This window comes from Shewanella septentrionalis, assembly GCF_025370265.1.
Taxonomy (GTDB): domain Bacteria; phylum Pseudomonadota; class Gammaproteobacteria; order Enterobacterales; family Shewanellaceae; genus Shewanella; species Shewanella hafniensis.
The window spans coordinates 65,879-81,036 of the sequence record NZ_JAMTCC010000025.1 but is presented as its reverse complement, the minus strand read 5'-3'; the positions used below and the strand labels follow the sequence as shown (position 1 = coordinate 81,036).

Genomic DNA, 15,158 nt, shown 5'->3' with positions numbered 1-15,158 from the left:
TTTACATGCACTGATGAATAAACGGTCAACCGTACCTATTAGAGCCTGACTTGACCAAGGCATTAAATGCCGATGTAGTGATAAGGTAATAGGTTTCGGATTTACATCATGGCGCGGGTAAAAAGCCTATTTAGACGCCGAATATATGGTAGTGAACCAATCATTCAAAAGTGTTGTAAAAGCTGAGGCGTCCATATATGGTTAACTCATTATTGCTTTATCCGTTTCGGCTTACCTCTCTTTACCTCTCATCTATTGGTTTACTTATCCTTCGGCTGATCATTCTATGGCTTAGCTATCTCGGTTTAGCTTTCTTCTGTGTCGCTATCTTCAGCCATTTCGCTTTTAACACTTCTCTTTTTAGGTTCTACTCACTAAATAATCTGTTTTTGCTTGTGCCGAGAGTCTATGACGACATTAGATATCTATGTCAGCACTCCATGTCAGTCTATCAGTGCTGTCTCGGGAGGTATTAGCTGCTCTTTGGTCTACATGTGTGTTGTTTGCTCATGCAGGCAGTGATGGTCTACTTGTGAGCTAATGAGCGATGGTTAAGATAAGTGGTGAGGTGGTTTCAATGCGGTGCAGTAAGTTAAAGGGGTTTGGATTTAGTACTGCATCTGTCTCAAAAGCGTAGATGAAGGCTCATAATCGCTCATAGATTGCAGCGATATAGATACAAGAAGGGCAGCCTAGTGGCTGCCCTTCATTCCGTTAGAACCAATCATAACAAGTGAATCAGAGTGAATGAGAAGCTTAAGCTTCTAACTTAGCGAACTCTGATTTTTGTTCGTTGAGCTTGTCCATGTCACGCTTGAGATCGGTCATCTTAGCGCGCTCTTTGTCGATAACCTCGGCTGGAGCTTTTGCCACAAAACCTTGGTTCGACAATTTGCCTTCGATACGAGCGATCTCTTGGCCGAGTTTTTCAAGCTGTTTGTCGATACGGGCCATTTCGGCGGCGACATCGATTAAGCCTGCCATAGGGATCAGCAGCTCCATTTCGCCAATCAAACCTGTGGTCGACATAGGCGCAGTTTCGCCATCGGCTAAAATAGTCATGCTTTCTAAGCGGGCAAGTGTGGTGAAGAAGGTTTGGTTGGCTTCAACACGGGCTTTATCTTGCGCGCTAACACCACGAAGTAGGGCATTTAGTGGCTTAGATGGGGCAATGTTCAGTTCGGCGCGAATGTTACGCACAGCGACGATCACTTGCTTAACCCATTCTAAATCGGCCATTGCTGCGCTATCGACTTTAGCGGCATCAAATGTTGGGAACGGTGCCAGCATGATGGTATCACCAGCGACACCAGCTAACGGTTTAACGCGCTGCCAGATGGTTTCAGTGATATACGGCATCATAGGGTGCATCAGGCGTTGCATCGCTTCGAGCACTGTCACTAAGGTGTGACGGGTGCCGCGCATTTGTGCTTCAGTGCCGTTTTGCAATACCGGTTTAGTTAATTCTAAGTACCAGTCACAGAACTGGTTCCAAGTGAACTCATACAGGGTATTGGCTGCTAAGTCGAAACGGTAGGCTGTCATGTGATCGTCAAAGGTCTTAACGGTTTGATTGAACAAGCCAATAATCCAGCGATCGGCCAACGACAGTTCCATTTCGCCGCCTTTGTGCTCTGGTGAGCCTGGGCCGCAATCTTGATCTTCTGTATTCATCAGCACGTAGCGTGAGGCGTTCCATAACTTGTTACAGAAGCTACGGTAACCGTCTAAGCGCTTCATGTCCCAGTTGATGTCACGACCCGTTGATGCCATTGCCGCAAGCGTAAAACGCAGTGCATCTGTGCCGTGGGCTTCGATACCGTCGGCAAATTCTTTGCGAGTGCTCTTTTCAATCTTGGCTGCCAGTTGTGGCTGCATCATGTTGCCGGTACGTTTTTCAACTAAATCTTCAAGTCCGATACCGTCGATCATATCTAATGGGTCGAGTACGTTACCCTTAGATTTTGACATCTTGTTACCCGCTTCATCGCGGATAAGGCCGGTTACGTAGACAGTTTTGAACGGGACTTGTGGCTTGCCGTCTTCATCTTTGATGAAGTGCATGGTCATCATGATCATACGGGCAACCCAGAAGAAGATGATGTCAAAACCTGTCACCAACACGTCGGTTGGGTGGAAGGTTTTTAAATCTTCTAAATTGTCAGGCCAACCTAAGGTTGAGAAAGTCCACAAGGCTGAGCTGAACCAAGTGTCCAGTACGTCTTCGTCTTGGCGCAGTGTCATTGAGTCGGCGATATTGTGCTTAGCACGGACGTCGGCTTCGTTGCGGCCGACATAGACTTTGCCGTTTTCGTCGTACCATGCAGGGATGCGGTGACCCCACCACAATTGACGCGAAATACACCAGTCTTGAATGTCACGCATCCACGAGAAGTACATGTTCTCGTATTGCTGCGGCACAAATTTAATGCTGCCATTTTCAACGGCTTCAATAGCGGTTTTCGCCATTGGCGCAACAGCGACATACCATTGGTCGGTCAGCATTGGCTCGATAACCACACCTGAGCGATCGCCGTAAGGGACTTTTAAGGCGTGCGGCGCGATTTTTTCCAGCAGCCCTAAGGTTTCAAATTCGGCGACGATAGCATCGCGCGCTTTAAAACGGTCAAGTCCGGCAAAACGTTCAGGCAGGCTGCCATCGAGCGTTTTGTTAAAGGTACCGTCAGAGTTCACCACTTCGGCACTTGCACGAATGGCGGCATCTAAGGTCAGTACGTTGAACATTGGCAGGTTGTGACGTTTACCGACTTCATAGTCGTTAAAGTCATGGGCTGGGGTGATCTTCACACAACCTGTACCAAAGGCCATGTCGACGTAATCGTCGGCCACGATAGGAATGCGGCGGTTAACAATCGGCAACAGAATAAACTTACCGACCAGCGCTTGATAGCGTTCATCATCGGGATGCACTGCAACAGCACTGTCGCCGAGCATGGTTTCTGGACGCGTGGTAGCGACTTCTAAATAGTCTTTACCATCGGCGGTCAGTTCACCGTCGGCCAGTGGATAACGCAGGTGCCACATATGGCCCTGTTTTTCTTTGCTTTCCACTTCTAAATCAGAGATAGCTGTGTGCAGCTTTGGATCCCAGTTGACCAAACGCTTACCGCGATAAATCAACTCGTCTTCGTACAGACGTACAAACACTTCTTGCACGGCCTTAGATAAGCCTTCGTCCATAGTGAAACGCTCGCGGTCCCAATCAACAGATGCGCCCATACGACGTAGCTGCTTAGTGATAGTGCCGCCCGATTGCGCTTTCCATTCCCACACTTTATCCATAAAGGCATCGCGACCTAGGTCATGGCGATTTTTGCCTTCTTCGGCTTCAAGCTTACGCTCAACCAACATTTGGGTGGCGATACCCGCATGGTCAGTACCGACTTGCCATAGGGTATTTTTGCCTTTCATCCGTTGGTAACGGGTCAAAGTATCCATAATGGTGTCTTGGAAGGCGTGGCCCATGTGCAAGCTGCCCGTCACGTTTGGTGGCGGAATCATGATGCAATAATTGCCTTGGGATTCATCGCCGTGTGGCTTGAAGTAACCTTGCTCTTCCCAGTTTTGGTAAAGCGTTTGCTCGATGGACTGCGGATCGTATGTTTTTTCCATGGGAACGTGTCTGTCTCAAACTAATTAAGTGGATGTGTTGCTAAGTCTTGGGTCTGTAAATTGACCCCTAAGCCGCGATACTGTCGATAACGTTCGCGAGCGACCGCTTTATGCTGATCGTCATTGGCAACAAAATCGATAATGTGGCCAAAGTTTACCGCAAATGGGGGCGCTTGGTCTGCAAGATTAATCAGAACTTGGCGACTTTTGTTGGCGCCGAGGCGATCAAAACCAATTTCTACCGGCGATCCCGTCATCGGGCCTTCACCTTTGAGGTTATGCGGCACAAAAGCACTTGGCTCAAACTGCCATAAAAGTTCATCGATCGCATGGGCTTGCTGCTTATCTTGGCAATGGATATAGACCCATTGTTGTTTCACAAAAGCCTGCTGCGCCAGTTGGCATGCCAGAAGATGCATCTCGCAAAGTGCAGGGTTTGCATTCGCGGTTGCAACAGGTGAATCTACCTTGGTCTTGGCAGGTGATGCCACTGGCGGCATAAGATAAAACAGCACTTGAGTCATGATTTCAATGCCTTGCTTCACTTGTTTTAGTGGCGAACGAGAGCAGCAGTTTACACTAAAAGTCAGTATGGGTTAATGCTTAGGGCAAACCTTACGGTGCGGTTTTATCTATCACTGTCTGGCTGGACTTAATGGGATGCTTTTAAGCCGTTGAAGATGAAGAGGGTAGAGCTATAACTCTTTGAAAAATTATTCTAAAACCATTAGTTGTTCAGTTTTTTATTCAGGAAATCGATTTTCTGATTAAATTAAGAAAATAAAAAAGGCGAAGATTTTCATCTTCGCCTTTCATTTATCGAGCCTTTAACATACTAAGGCCGGATAGTCGGCTATTCGCCGAGTTCAACGCCTGCACGATTGATCAGGAACTGAGTCAATAGTGGCACAGGACGACCCGTAGAACCTTTGTTAGCACCGCTATTCCAAGCTGTACCCGCAACGTCTAAATGAGCCCAGTTGTACTTTTTAGCAAAGCGCGAGAGGAAACATGCTGCTGTGATAGCACCTGCTGGACGACCACCTAAGTTGGTCATGTCAGCAAATGGACTGTCGAGCATATCTTGATACTCATCCCACAATGGCATGCGCCATGCGCGGTCACCACTTTGCTCACCGGCACTTAATAGCTCGTGTGCCAGTGGGTTATGCGATGAGAATAGACCCGATGCGTGTTTACCAAGGGCAATTACGCATGCGCCAGTCAGGGTTGCAGTATCGATAACCAGTTCAGGATCGAAACGCTCAACATAGGTTAATACGTCACACAGCACTAAACGGCCTTCCGCATCGGTATTTAACACTTCAACGGTTTGACCTGACATAGTGGTCAGAATGTCACCTGGACGGTAAGCATTACCCGATGGCATGTTTTCACAGCCAGCCAGAATACCCACAACGTTGATAGGTAACTTCATATCACAGATGGCTTTCATGGTGCCGATAACACCCGCTGCGCCGCCCATGTCATATTTCATTTCGTCCATGGCTTCGCCAGGTTTCAATGAAATACCACCCGAGTCGAAGGTTAACCCTTTACCGACTAATACGATGGGTTTTTCTGTGCTATCGACAGCGCCCTTGTATTCCATCACTGTCATGATGGATTCGTTAGCACTGGCGCGACCGACTGCAAGGTATGAGTTCATGCCCAGTTTGGCCATTTGCTCTTCACCGATAGTGGTGACATGCAGGGTGTCGTGCATTTCAGCCATTTGGCGCGCTTGCGAGGCCAAATAGGCTGGATTACAGATATTAGGTGGCATGTTGGCCACATCGCGACATAAGTGCATGCCGGCAGACACTGCCATACCATGCTCGATGGCGCGCTCACCTAAGGTTAATTCACGGCGAGTGGGTACATTGAACACTAATTTACGCAGTGGACGGCGGGTTTCACCTTTGCGGGTCTTTAGGGCATCAAAGCTATAAAGACTGCTATTGGTGGTTTCAACCGCTTGGCGCACTTTCCAATACGTATCGCGTCCTTTCACGTGCAGTTCAGTCAAGAAGCAAACTGCTTCCATTGAACCTGTTTCGTTAAGGGTGTTGATTGTCTTAGTGATGATTTGTTTGTATTGGCGTTCGTCTAGTTCTCGTTCTTTGCCACAACCCACTAATAAAACACGTTCACTCAATACGTTAGGAACATGGTGCAGCAACAACATCTGGCCAGGTTTACCTTCCAGATCGCCGCGACGCAGTAGGTTACTGATATAACCTTCGCTAATTTTATCTAATTGCTCCGCGATACCAGACAGACGACGGGGTTCATAAACACCGACCACGATACAGGCTGAGCGTTGTTTTTCGGGGCTACCGCTCTTTACGCTAAACTCCATGAGCACTCCTAGATTCTTAAAGACAAATTTTTATATTTATTGGATAATGTCTGCTTGTCCCGAAAAGGGCCTAAGTTATTACTCCAAAGGTGATTTATTCTCGGCGCTTGAGTCACGCATTTAGTGACGTTAAGTTTACCTAGAACCCCTGAAGCTGGTCAGAAAACTATCAAAAGTAAACAGTTTACATGAAAGTTAGTCTGTTACCAGCAAAAAGATAAGTTTAGAGACCGGATCCTGCCTGTGATTGTATTTAAATACCTTATTCGAGAAGTTTTAAAGGCACAAATTGCGGTACTTTTAGTGCTGTTAACTATTTTTATTAGCCAGCATTTCGTGCGTATACTGGCCGATGCCTCCGACGGCGATTTTCCCGCCTCTTTAATCATGACCCTGATTGGGCTTAACTTGCCTTATCTGGTGATCTTAGTCCTGCCGTTAAGTTTGTTCTTGGGGATTTTACTAGCCCATGGCCGTATGTATTCCGAAAATGAGATGGTCGTTCTCCACGGTGTTGGGGTCAGTGAGTGGTATGTCACCCGCGTGACGCTGATTCTTGCCGTGATCAATATGTTGTTTACCGGCTATTTATCCCTTTATGTCGCCCCTTGGGCAGAAGAGCAGCAAAACCAAGTGCTCGAAAAAGCCCAGTCCGAAGCCGGGCTTGCGGCCTTAGTGCAAGGGCGTTTTCAGGCGAGCCCAAATGGTCGCGCGGTATTATTTGTCGAACGTATCGGTAAAGATAACGAGTTAGATAAAGTGTTTGTGGCCCAGTTGCCAGACCCTGATGACGAAACCGGCGTCACCAATGTGGTGGTGGCCAAAGGTGGGCGAGTGCAGGAAGATAGCTCTGGTGCGCAGCAGTTAAACCTGAATGATGGCGTGCGTTATCAAGGCAGCCCGAAGGCGAAGGACTACCAAATGATCGAATTTGGTGGTTATAAAATGCAGATTAAAGAGCAGCAAGTCGACGAGCGTCGGCGTAAGTTATCTGCGCTGCCCGTCGATGAACTCGTAAAAATCGAAGGGGCGGAAGCCGTTGCCGAATTCCATTGGCGTCTTGCCATTCCGCTGGCGATTCCGATCATGACCTTGATTGCGGTGCCACTGGCGCGGGTAAATGTGCGTCAAGGTAAGTTCGCTAAAATGTTCCCTGCAGTACTCTTGTACCTTGGCTATTTTGGCCTCATGGTCGCCGGACGTAAGGCATTGCAAGATGGGATTATTCCATTGTATTTAGGCATGTGGTGGATCCATATTTCAGCGCTCTTGATGGGGCTGTTCTTGCTCGGCAAAGATAGGCCTATATTTAGTCGTATCTCGACCCTGTTTGCCCATAAGAAGGTGGCGGCATGAAGATATTAGACCTTTATATCGCCAGAGTATTGTTAAGCACTTCAGCGCTGTGTTTGCTGGTGTTGACTGGCTTGTCGGGCATCATTAAATGGGTTGACCAGCTGCGCTTAGTCGGTCGTGGCACCTATAGCATGATGGATGCGGGCATCTATGTGTTGTTTTTAGTGCCACGGGATATCGAAATGTTTTTCCCTATGGCCGTGCTGCTGGGCGCGTTGATTGGCATGGGAATGCTGGCATCGAACTCTGAACTTGTAGTAATGCAAGCTTCTGGCATGTCACGTTTGCAGATCACTATGTCTGCGATGAAAACCGCTGTGCCCTTGATGTTGCTGGTGATGGTGTTAGGGGAATGGGGCGCACCGATTGCCGAGCAAAAGGCTAATGAGTTGCAAGCTATTAAACTCTCAGGCGGGAGTTTAATTAAGTCCCACCGCGGTATTTGGGCAAAAGACGGTGATTTGTTCGTGAACATTGGTGAAGTTGAAAACATCAATAAACTCAACAACATTACGCTTTATAAGTTCAATAGCGAACTCAAGCTCACCAACGTTGTACATGCGGACCGCGCGGTGTTTTCCCAAGACCGTTGGCGTTTATTCGACGTCAAACGTACCGATTTAAGCTATGAGAAAGTCGTGCTTGAGTATCTGGAAGAAGATCAATGGCAGTCGAGTTTAACGCCGGATAAACTCAGTGTAGTTTCGATTAAACCTGAGGCGTTATCTATCCGCGGTCTGGTCGGTTATCTCGATTACCTTAAAACCAACAGCCAAGATCCTAGCCGCTATGAATTGGCACTGTGGCGCAAGGTGATGCAGCCAGTGACGGTCGCTGTGATGATGTTAGTGGCACTGTCGTTTGTATTTGGGCCGCTGCGAACTGTGACTATGGGCGCTCGGGTATTGCTCGGGGTTGTGGCGGGTTTTAGTTTTTATATCAGTAATGAGATTTTCGGCCCTATGAGCATAGTGTATGAGTTACCTGCCTATGTGGGGGCTGTGGCACCAAGCTTGTTGTTTACCGGCGTTGCCTTCTACTTTATCCGGCGATGATACTCATCTTATTACTCACCATTTAGTTTATAAGAATAGTCTATAAGAATAGTTTATAAGAACAGTCCCTAAAAAATAGCCCATAAAAAACGACGCTTTTGCGTCGTTTTTTTATGCTGACAATTTACTAGAAACTAAACTTAGGCGCCGTGCCAGTTACGCATTTGATTGGCTTCTTTAGACAAGACAACCACTTCTGAGCGGGTCATACTATCTTGTAGGGCAAGCTTATTGCCATTGATGAGGATCCACAGATTACCAATGCCGAGCAGTGACCAAACGATGCGAGCGTAGGCCGTGATCATGCTTAAGTTTTGGCCGTTTGGATGTTGGATCTTAAGCCGCCAAGCGCGCATCCCTAAGGTTTGACCGCCCTTACTCCAGAATAATGCGTAGAATGTGCCGACACACAAGACGAGCCAGAGTTGATAAATACCATGGTAAATCGGCGTGCCATTGAGCGCGTCAGAGACATGCTCAAAGCCATTCATGCCAGCCAATCCTGAAGCGGTAAGGCCGTAGAAAATGCCAAAGCCTACAGCGCCAGAAACCATATAAACGGCCACGGCTAACAGCGAATCGTAAACTGCAGCACCTAAGCGGCGAAAGAATCCCGCACGGGGAAAGTTAGCATGTTCGGTATTGAGCATCACAGAGTCCTGTTTTTAAAGTGCTTAAAGCGAATACAAATATGGATACCTGCCTAGGCTTCAGGTTCTTCGTCTCTAACAAAGTGGATATTGCTAAAGCCAAAGCGGGCAAATTCTACTTTTCTGAATTCTTTTTCAGCCTTAGCACCCTTGCGCGACGTCATGGCGACTTGTTGTTCCATAGCCAAAAATTTGCTCAGATCGATACCTTCGGCTTCGGCCACGGCTTCATATAAATCATGGTGTTTGTCGTAGCTAAAGGCGATGGTTTTAGTCGTACCTTTGAAGGTATAAGTGACTTGACGGGCCATGGGGAGCTCTCCTGAATTAAGTCTGAAATTAATTAAATTCACTTCTAAAAATAAAATACACAGCACCTAATATGCACAATCCTGCCCACAGGTAATCGAGCTTCAATGGTTCTTTCATATAGAAATAGGCAAAGGGGACGAACAGACTTAAGGTGATGACTTCTTGTAAAATTTTTAACTGGCCGACGTTCATAACCGTGTAACCGATACGGTTAGCGGGTACTTGCAGCAAGTATTCAAATAGGGCGATGCCCCAACTCACTAAGGCGGCGATAATCCAAGGCTTTGAGCCTAAGGTTTTCAAATGCCCATACCAAGCAAAGGTCATAAAGATATTGCTTAGGCAGAGTAAACCAATAGTGGTCAGGGTTGGATTCATCTTTCATCTCTATGATTAAATTTATAAATCATATACATAGCGTCGTCGGTATAACTGCCAAGGCACTTGTCTATGGCCTGAGGCTTAAAGCCCATTTTTAGCCAATAACTGTCGGCGCCTTGAACGGCAACGAGGGACAAGGAATTGAGATTATATCGATCCGCCAGCAGTGTTAAGCGGGTGAGTGCTTTAGCACCGGCGCCTAAACCTTGGGCTTTGGCTGAAAGCGCAATATCGTGCAGATATAAAGTATCTGCCTTAGGTAAATGGGTAATGGGCTGATAGAGCGCGGGCGGCATATTGGTGGTCCATGGGTGAGCCAAGCAATAACCGACAACCGACTTATCCACTTCGAACACAAAACAAGATTGTGGTGATACCTGCCATTTACTTTGCAGCACGTGCAAGGGCTCAGGATCCAGTTGTGAGTAACACTCATCTTGGATTGCTAAAATGGCATCCCAATCCTGTGGGGTGATTGCTCGCAGTAACATGGCAGACATTTATCCTGTTTCAAGAGCCCCGTTTCAAGAGTTCTGTTGAAGGAACTCCGTAGAAAGAGTCCTGATTCAAATAAGCTCGGCATTATAACCTCAAGCGGCTTCAAAATGCAGGCTCCAGCGGCAATATAAAGCGCTTTAAAACCCGTATAAACTGAGCTTTCAGCGCTTTTAAGTATCCGCAGCGGTTAAATGCCCAGATATCGTTGGCGCAGGTGACGCTCAAGATATTGACCATTTAAGGTTTCGCCCGTTGCTTGGCGGATCAGTTCATCGGTCGTGAGTAAGGATCCCTTCGACCAAATGTGCTCGCGCAGCCACTGGAATACCGAGTCCAACTTGCCTGCATCGATTAGGGCTTCAATTGGCCCTAAGGCTTTTTCCATCGCAAAACGACATTGAGCGGCATACATGGCGCCTAAGGTGTAACTTGGGAAATACCCTAGCTCACCGACAGCCCAATGGATGTCCTGCATGCAACCGTCGCGGTAATTGCCATCAGTATTGATCCCCAGTAATTGTTGCATCTGCGTCGACCAAAAATCAGGTAAATCATCGACGGTTAAGCTGCCATCGACAAAGGCTTTTTCTGCCTCAAACCGCAGCAAAATGTGGCAAGGATAGGTGACTTCGTCGGCGTCGACGCGAATAAGTCCGGGATTTACGCGGGTATAATGTTGCGCTAATTCTTGGGCACTGAAATGACAGTTAAGATGCTGCGCGATTTTAGGCTGTAACTGACGTAGAAATGCCGGATTTGCCCCAAGCTGCATTTCGCAAAATAGACTTTGGCTTTCGTGGACGCCCATAGAACGTGCAAGCCCAGCGGGTTGACCGCGCCACGCTTGAGGTAAATCTTGCTCGTATCTGGCATGGCCTGTTTCATGAACTATGCCCATGATTGCGCTACTGAAATCGGCCTCATTGTAGCGGGTCGTTATCCGCACATCGCTTGGCACGCCGCCACAAAATGGATGGCTACTCATATCCAGCCTGCCGTGATTAAAGTCAAACCCCAAAAACGCCATGACGTCACGGCCAAGGGCTTGCTGCGCGCTGATATCGAAGGGGCCATTGAGCACAAGCTTAGGCTCGTTTGCCTGCTTAGTCAGCACATCTTGGATGAGTGTCGGTAGCCAATCTTTCAGGCCGCCAAAGGTTTGTTCCAGCTTTGCCGTGGTCATTCCCGGTTCAAATTTATTGAGCAGGGCATCATAGGGCGTGATATTTTGCGCTTCGCCGCGGATCTGCGCTTCTTCCTTGGCAAGGTCGATGACCGCTTTTAGATTGGGCTTAAAGCCCTGCCAATCATTATTTTTACGCTGCTCGCGCCACGCATTCTCGCATTGATAAGCCATCTTGGTTTTGGCTTGTACTAGGTCGCCGGGCACTAAGTTGGCCTGTTGATACTGGTACAGTATTTCCCGCAGATTGGCTTCTTGCTCTGTTGAGAGTGATTCGTCCTCCGCGCCGTGTAAGTGCTCGGCTAAGGTGTCTGAGGTTTTGAGACCGTGGATATGCAGCGCCAGTTCAGCCATTGCATCGCCGCGATCTTGACCACCGCCCATCGGCATCATGGCCGCTTGATCCCAGTCACCCAAAGCGCTGAAATGTTCAAAGTGAGAAATTTTCTGGAAATGTGCCGTCAGTTTGTCGTAACTTGGCGTTGGTACTTTAGTCTTAGGTGTGCCCATGGGATTTCCCTTCTGGCGCATAAAACCTGCGCGAATAAATAACAATAACAGGATGATAATACAATGAAGTCAAAATCATATAGCACTAAAACGCTTAAGGCTGCGCTGTGCCTGACCCTCGCCGCTATCGCTTCGACGGCGCAGGCGGGCGCCGATAAATTTGTGGCTGGGCCTGCTATTCCTGAGTTTGGTCAGATTGCCAAAGTCGATAGCATGATGCCCATTCCTAAGGGCATGAAGTTTAAAGTGGCTTTTGATATGAGTAAGGCGGCCGATGTGGGCAAGACGAATCGTCAGCTCGAAAGTTTAGCCCGTTTCATCAACATGCATGTGGCGGCAGGCGTTAACGAAACTGAAATCGAGCTTGCTATGGTGGTGCACGGTGGCGGCATCAGCGATTTAGCTGATGATGCTTTTTATGCCAAGCAGCATTCAGGTGCGGTAAACGCTAATCGCGCTTTGGTTAAGGCTCTGGTTGATCACGGCGTGAAGTTTTATATCTGCGGACAGAGCGCCGCCTATTTCGATTTAACCAATGCCTCATTATTACCCGGAGTCGATATGGCATTATCGGCGATGACAGCCCACGCTATTTTGGCGCAGCAGGGTTACAGTGAAAATCCATTTTAGGGTAAATTTTTAGTTTGGAAATTAGGCTTGGCTTGCTATTCTGTGGCGCATAAGTCGATAATTACAGTGAAATAAATGGAATGCTGTATTGTTCAAGGAGATGACTATGTGGGCGTTTTTAGTTGAGCAGCCTAATTTACCTTACACCATAGCTTTTGCCTGTGTTCTGGCCCTCGGTGTGTTTGAAGCCTTCGCGTTAGTTATTGGCCTAAGCATGATGAGTGCGCTAGACCAATGGGTGCCTATCGATGCGGATTATGACGCCGATGTCAGCCCCGGTGGACTCACAGGCATTGCCGGTTGGCTGTGCCTCAATCGACTGCCGTTATTGATTTGGTTTGTGCTCGCGCTGACCAGTTTTGCGATAGCGGGTTATATCGTCAATTTTATCAGTTTCAATGTTGCTGGCCTTTTACTGCCGCAATTGTTCACCTTACCGATAGCTATAGTTGCGAGTGCCTTTTCTTGCCGTTATCTCGGTCGAGTGCTGGCCGATCATCTGCCGAAAAATGAATCGAGCGCAATTTCGCTTGATGATTTGAGCGGCTATGTTGCGACTATTACCTTAGGCTGCGCCATCAAAGGTATGCCCTCTGAAGCCGTTGTGCGTGATAAACACCAACAAAAACATTACGTCTTAGTCGAGCCTGAAACCTCGGGTATCGAGTTTGCCTCTGGCACTCAAGTAGTGCTACTTAAGCGTGAAGGCCGTGTCTGGTCTGCTACGTGTTTTGATAATTAATCGTCCCCAGCTATAAATCAATTGAAAGGAAATCAAATGGATGTGTTAACTGATATCGGTTCATCCGGTAGTTTTATTTTGCTCGTTGCCGGTATGGTGTTACTTGGCTTTATCGTGATCGGGTTAATTTTTGCCAAGTTATATAAACGTGCAACCAAAGAAATGGCCTTTGTGCGTACTGGCTTTGGCGGTGAGAAAATCATTAAAGATGGCGGCGCTATCGTACTGCCAGTGCTGCATGAAACCATTTCGGTCAACATGAATACCCTGCGTATCGAAGTGGAAAAAACTCAGAAAGATGCGCTGATCACTAAAGACAGAATGCGTGTCGATGTGAAGGCCGACTTCTACCTACGTGTTGCCCCAAATTCCGATGGTATTTCGATGGCGGCGCAAACCTTAGGTACGCGCACAAACCGTGTCGAAGAACTTAAAAAGCTGATGGAGTCTAAGTTTGTCGACGTACTCCGCGCCGTTGCCGCTGAAATGACTATGACAGAAATGCATGAGCAGCGTGCCGATTTTGTACAACGTGTGCAAAATAACGTAGCTAACGATCTGGAGAAAAACGGTCTCGAACTCGAGTCGGTTTCGTTAACGGGTTTTGATCAAACTGATCTGCAGTTCTTCAATGAAAACAACGCATTCGATGCAGAAGGTCGTGCGCGTCTGGCGAAAATCATTGAAGAAAAACGTAAAGAAACCAACGATATCCAACAGGATAACCGGATTAAGATCGAGCAACGAAACCTCGAAGCCGAAAAAGAATCCCTAGAGATTGAAAAGTCGGAAGAAGAAGCACGCCTGATCCAGCAACAGTCTTTGGAATTTAAACGCGCCGATCAAAAAGCGGAAATCATTAAGCAGAAAGAAAACAAGGCCCGTGAAGAACGCGAAGCCGAAATTGCTAAAGAGCGCGCTATCGAAACCGCTGAAATCGAAAAGACTAAAGATATCGAAACCCGCGAGATTGAAAAGTATAAGTCGATTGAACAATCGCGCATTCAACAGCAAAGGGATATTGAAGTTTCTGAGCAGGAAAAACGCATTGCGGTTGCGGCCAAATCTGAAGAAGAATCTGCTGCCCGTGCCCGTGCTGCTGAAGCCGAAAAACTGAAAGTTGAGAAAGAAGAAGCGGTAATCACAGCGCGCCAAGTGGCCGAAGCGAATCGTCGTAAAGAGATTGAAGTGATTGATGCCCGTAAAGAAGCTGAGCGTGATGCGGTAGGCGTAACAGTACAAGCCGAAGCCGAGAAACGTGCCGCCGAAGACAGATCGAGTGCGATTTTGATTGAAGCGCGCGCTAGCGCCGATGCGAAAAAACTGCAGGCCGAAGCAGATGAGAAAGTCTATGCCGTTGAAGCTGCGGGTAAGCAAGCACTTTACGAAGCTGAAAACGTCTTAAGTGATGAGCAAATTGCCCTGCAAAAATCCCTCGCCATTTTGAAGGCCTTGCCTGAAATTGTGGCACAAGCCGTTAAACCGTTGGAAAACATCGAAGGCATTAAAATTCTTCAAGGCTATGGCGCTGGCAATCAATTTGCCGCGGGTGCCGAAGGCGCTCACCATCAAGGTGGCATTGCCGAGCAAGTCACCAGTGCCGCATTAAACTATCGCGCTAATGCGCCGGTGGTTGATGCCATGCTCAGAGAGCTGGGCTTAGTGAACGGTGATACTGGCACCTTGAATGATTTATTGAACGGCAATAATACGTTAACCGCCGAGGCGTTAAGTGGTGTGAAGTCGTCTCATGCTGAGCTTAAAGATTACAGCCAAACGCATGTGGTCGAGAGTCAAAGCGTGCCTAAGCTGTAAGGTCGACTTAGCTCACTCAATGAGGTTAGCT

13 protein-coding genes are annotated in these 15,158 nt (G+C 47.7%); 5 read left to right on the top strand and 8 right to left on the bottom strand.

From position 1 onward, the window contains the following. Positions 1-756: 756 nt before the first annotated feature. The 3 genes from NE536_RS15055 to pepA all read right to left on the bottom strand — a co-directional run bounded on the left by NE536_RS15055 (position 757) and on the right by pepA (position 5,995). Positions 757-3,633 (bottom strand): valine--tRNA ligase, encoded by a 2,877-nt coding sequence (locus NE536_RS15055; protein ID WP_261273185.1) that lies wholly within the window; start codon positions 3,631-3,633, stop codon positions 757-759. 20 nt (positions 3,634-3,653) lie between these two features. Then, positions 3,654-4,157, bottom strand: a complete 504-nt coding sequence (locus NE536_RS15050) for a DNA polymerase III subunit chi (protein WP_261273184.1) — start codon at positions 4,155-4,157, stop codon at positions 3,654-3,656. Positions 4,158-4,486: 329 nt separating this feature from the next. Next, positions 4,487-5,995, bottom strand: a complete 1,509-nt coding sequence (gene pepA / locus NE536_RS15045) for a leucyl aminopeptidase (protein ID WP_106649869.1) — start codon at positions 5,993-5,995, stop codon at positions 4,487-4,489. 243 nt (positions 5,996-6,238) lie between these two features. On the opposite strand from pepA, the gene lptF reads away from it, so the two are divergent. Continuing rightward, entirely contained in the window at positions 6,239-7,351 is a 1,113-nt protein-coding gene (lptF, locus tag NE536_RS15040) for an LPS export ABC transporter permease LptF (protein WP_011847425.1), read from the top strand. Beyond that, on the top strand, positions 7,348-8,406 hold the full coding sequence (lptG, locus tag NE536_RS15035) for an LPS export ABC transporter permease LptG (RefSeq protein ID WP_006085768.1): 1,059 nt from the start codon (positions 7,348-7,350) through the stop codon (positions 8,404-8,406). The genes lptF and lptG overlap by 4 nt, the downstream gene beginning before the upstream one ends. A 140-nt stretch (positions 8,407-8,546) precedes the next feature. On the opposite strand, the gene NE536_RS15030 is transcribed toward lptG, so the two are convergent. The 5 genes from NE536_RS15030 to NE536_RS15010 all read right to left on the bottom strand — a co-directional run bounded on the left by NE536_RS15030 (position 8,547) and on the right by NE536_RS15010 (position 11,940). Then, entirely contained in the window at positions 8,547-9,056 is a 510-nt protein-coding gene (locus tag NE536_RS15030; protein ID WP_006082594.1) for an RDD family protein, read from the bottom strand. Between the two features lie 53 nt (positions 9,057-9,109). Beyond that, positions 9,110-9,367: a DUF2960 domain-containing protein gene (locus tag NE536_RS15025; protein ID WP_220592355.1), complete on the bottom strand. Its 258-nt coding sequence runs from the start codon at positions 9,365-9,367 to the stop codon at positions 9,110-9,112. Between the two features lie 28 nt (positions 9,368-9,395). Beyond that, complete coding sequence (locus tag NE536_RS15020) at positions 9,396-9,746, bottom strand: DMT family protein (RefSeq protein WP_006082592.1); 351 nt, start codon at positions 9,744-9,746, stop codon at positions 9,396-9,398. Then, the gene (locus tag NE536_RS15015) at positions 9,743-10,240 is read right to left on the bottom strand and encodes a GNAT family N-acetyltransferase (protein ID WP_261273183.1); all 498 of its coding nucleotides are present in this window, start codon (positions 10,238-10,240) and stop codon (positions 9,743-9,745) included. The genes NE536_RS15020 and NE536_RS15015 overlap by 4 nt, the downstream gene beginning before the upstream one ends. A 194-nt stretch (positions 10,241-10,434) precedes the next feature. Continuing rightward, positions 10,435-11,940: a carboxypeptidase M32 gene (locus NE536_RS15010; protein WP_261273182.1), complete on the bottom strand. Its 1,506-nt coding sequence runs from the start codon at positions 11,938-11,940 to the stop codon at positions 10,435-10,437. 63 nt (positions 11,941-12,003) lie between these two features. Here NE536_RS15010 and NE536_RS15005 point away from each other — a divergent pair, with 63 nt between their 5' ends. The 3 genes from NE536_RS15005 to NE536_RS14995 all read left to right on the top strand — a co-directional run bounded on the left by NE536_RS15005 (position 12,004) and on the right by NE536_RS14995 (position 15,127). Then, complete coding sequence (locus tag NE536_RS15005; RefSeq protein WP_261273181.1) at positions 12,004-12,570, top strand: DsrE family protein; 567 nt, start codon at positions 12,004-12,006, stop codon at positions 12,568-12,570. 106 nt (positions 12,571-12,676) lie between these two features. Continuing rightward, a complete protein-coding gene (locus NE536_RS15000; protein WP_106649876.1) occupies positions 12,677-13,312 on the top strand; it encodes a YqiJ family protein in 636 nt (211 codons plus the stop codon). A gap of 36 nt (positions 13,313-13,348) precedes the next feature. Then, entirely contained in the window at positions 13,349-15,127 is a 1,779-nt protein-coding gene (locus NE536_RS14995) for a flotillin family protein (protein ID WP_261273180.1), read from the top strand. Positions 15,128-15,158: the final 31 nt, after the last annotated feature.

What these genes read in the sequence shown, in the direction of transcription:
- NE536_RS15055 (WP_261273185.1), bottom strand. Translation starts at nt 3,633, where the DNA reads ATGGAAAAAACATACGATCCGCAGTCCATCGAGCAAACGCTTTACCAA.
- NE536_RS15050 (WP_261273184.1), bottom strand. Translation starts at nt 4,157, where the DNA reads ATGACTCAAGTGCTGTTTTATCTTATGCCGCCAGTGGCATCACCTGCC.
- pepA (WP_106649869.1), bottom strand. Translation starts at nt 5,995, where the DNA reads ATGGAGTTTAGCGTAAAGAGCGGTAGCCCCGAAAAACAACGCTCAGCC.
- lptG (WP_006085768.1), top strand. Translation starts at nt 7,348, where the DNA reads ATGAAGATATTAGACCTTTATATCGCCAGAGTATTGTTAAGCACTTCA.
- NE536_RS15030 (WP_006082594.1), bottom strand. Translation starts at nt 9,056, where the DNA reads ATGCTCAATACCGAACATGCTAACTTTCCCCGTGCGGGATTCTTTCGC.
- NE536_RS15025 (WP_220592355.1), bottom strand. Translation starts at nt 9,367, where the DNA reads ATGGCCCGTCAAGTCACTTATACCTTCAAAGGTACGACTAAAACCATC.
- NE536_RS15020 (WP_006082592.1), bottom strand. Translation starts at nt 9,746, where the DNA reads ATGAATCCAACCCTGACCACTATTGGTTTACTCTGCCTAAGCAATATC.
- NE536_RS15015 (WP_261273183.1), bottom strand. Translation starts at nt 10,240, where the DNA reads ATGTTACTGCGAGCAATCACCCCACAGGATTGGGATGCCATTTTAGCA.
- NE536_RS15010 (WP_261273182.1), bottom strand. Translation starts at nt 11,940, where the DNA reads ATGGGCACACCTAAGACTAAAGTACCAACGCCAAGTTACGACAAACTG.
- NE536_RS15005 (WP_261273181.1), top strand. Translation starts at nt 12,004, where the DNA reads ATGAAGTCAAAATCATATAGCACTAAAACGCTTAAGGCTGCGCTGTGC.
- NE536_RS15000 (WP_106649876.1), top strand. Translation starts at nt 12,677, where the DNA reads ATGTGGGCGTTTTTAGTTGAGCAGCCTAATTTACCTTACACCATAGCT.
- NE536_RS14995 (WP_261273180.1), top strand. Translation starts at nt 13,349, where the DNA reads ATGGATGTGTTAACTGATATCGGTTCATCCGGTAGTTTTATTTTGCTC.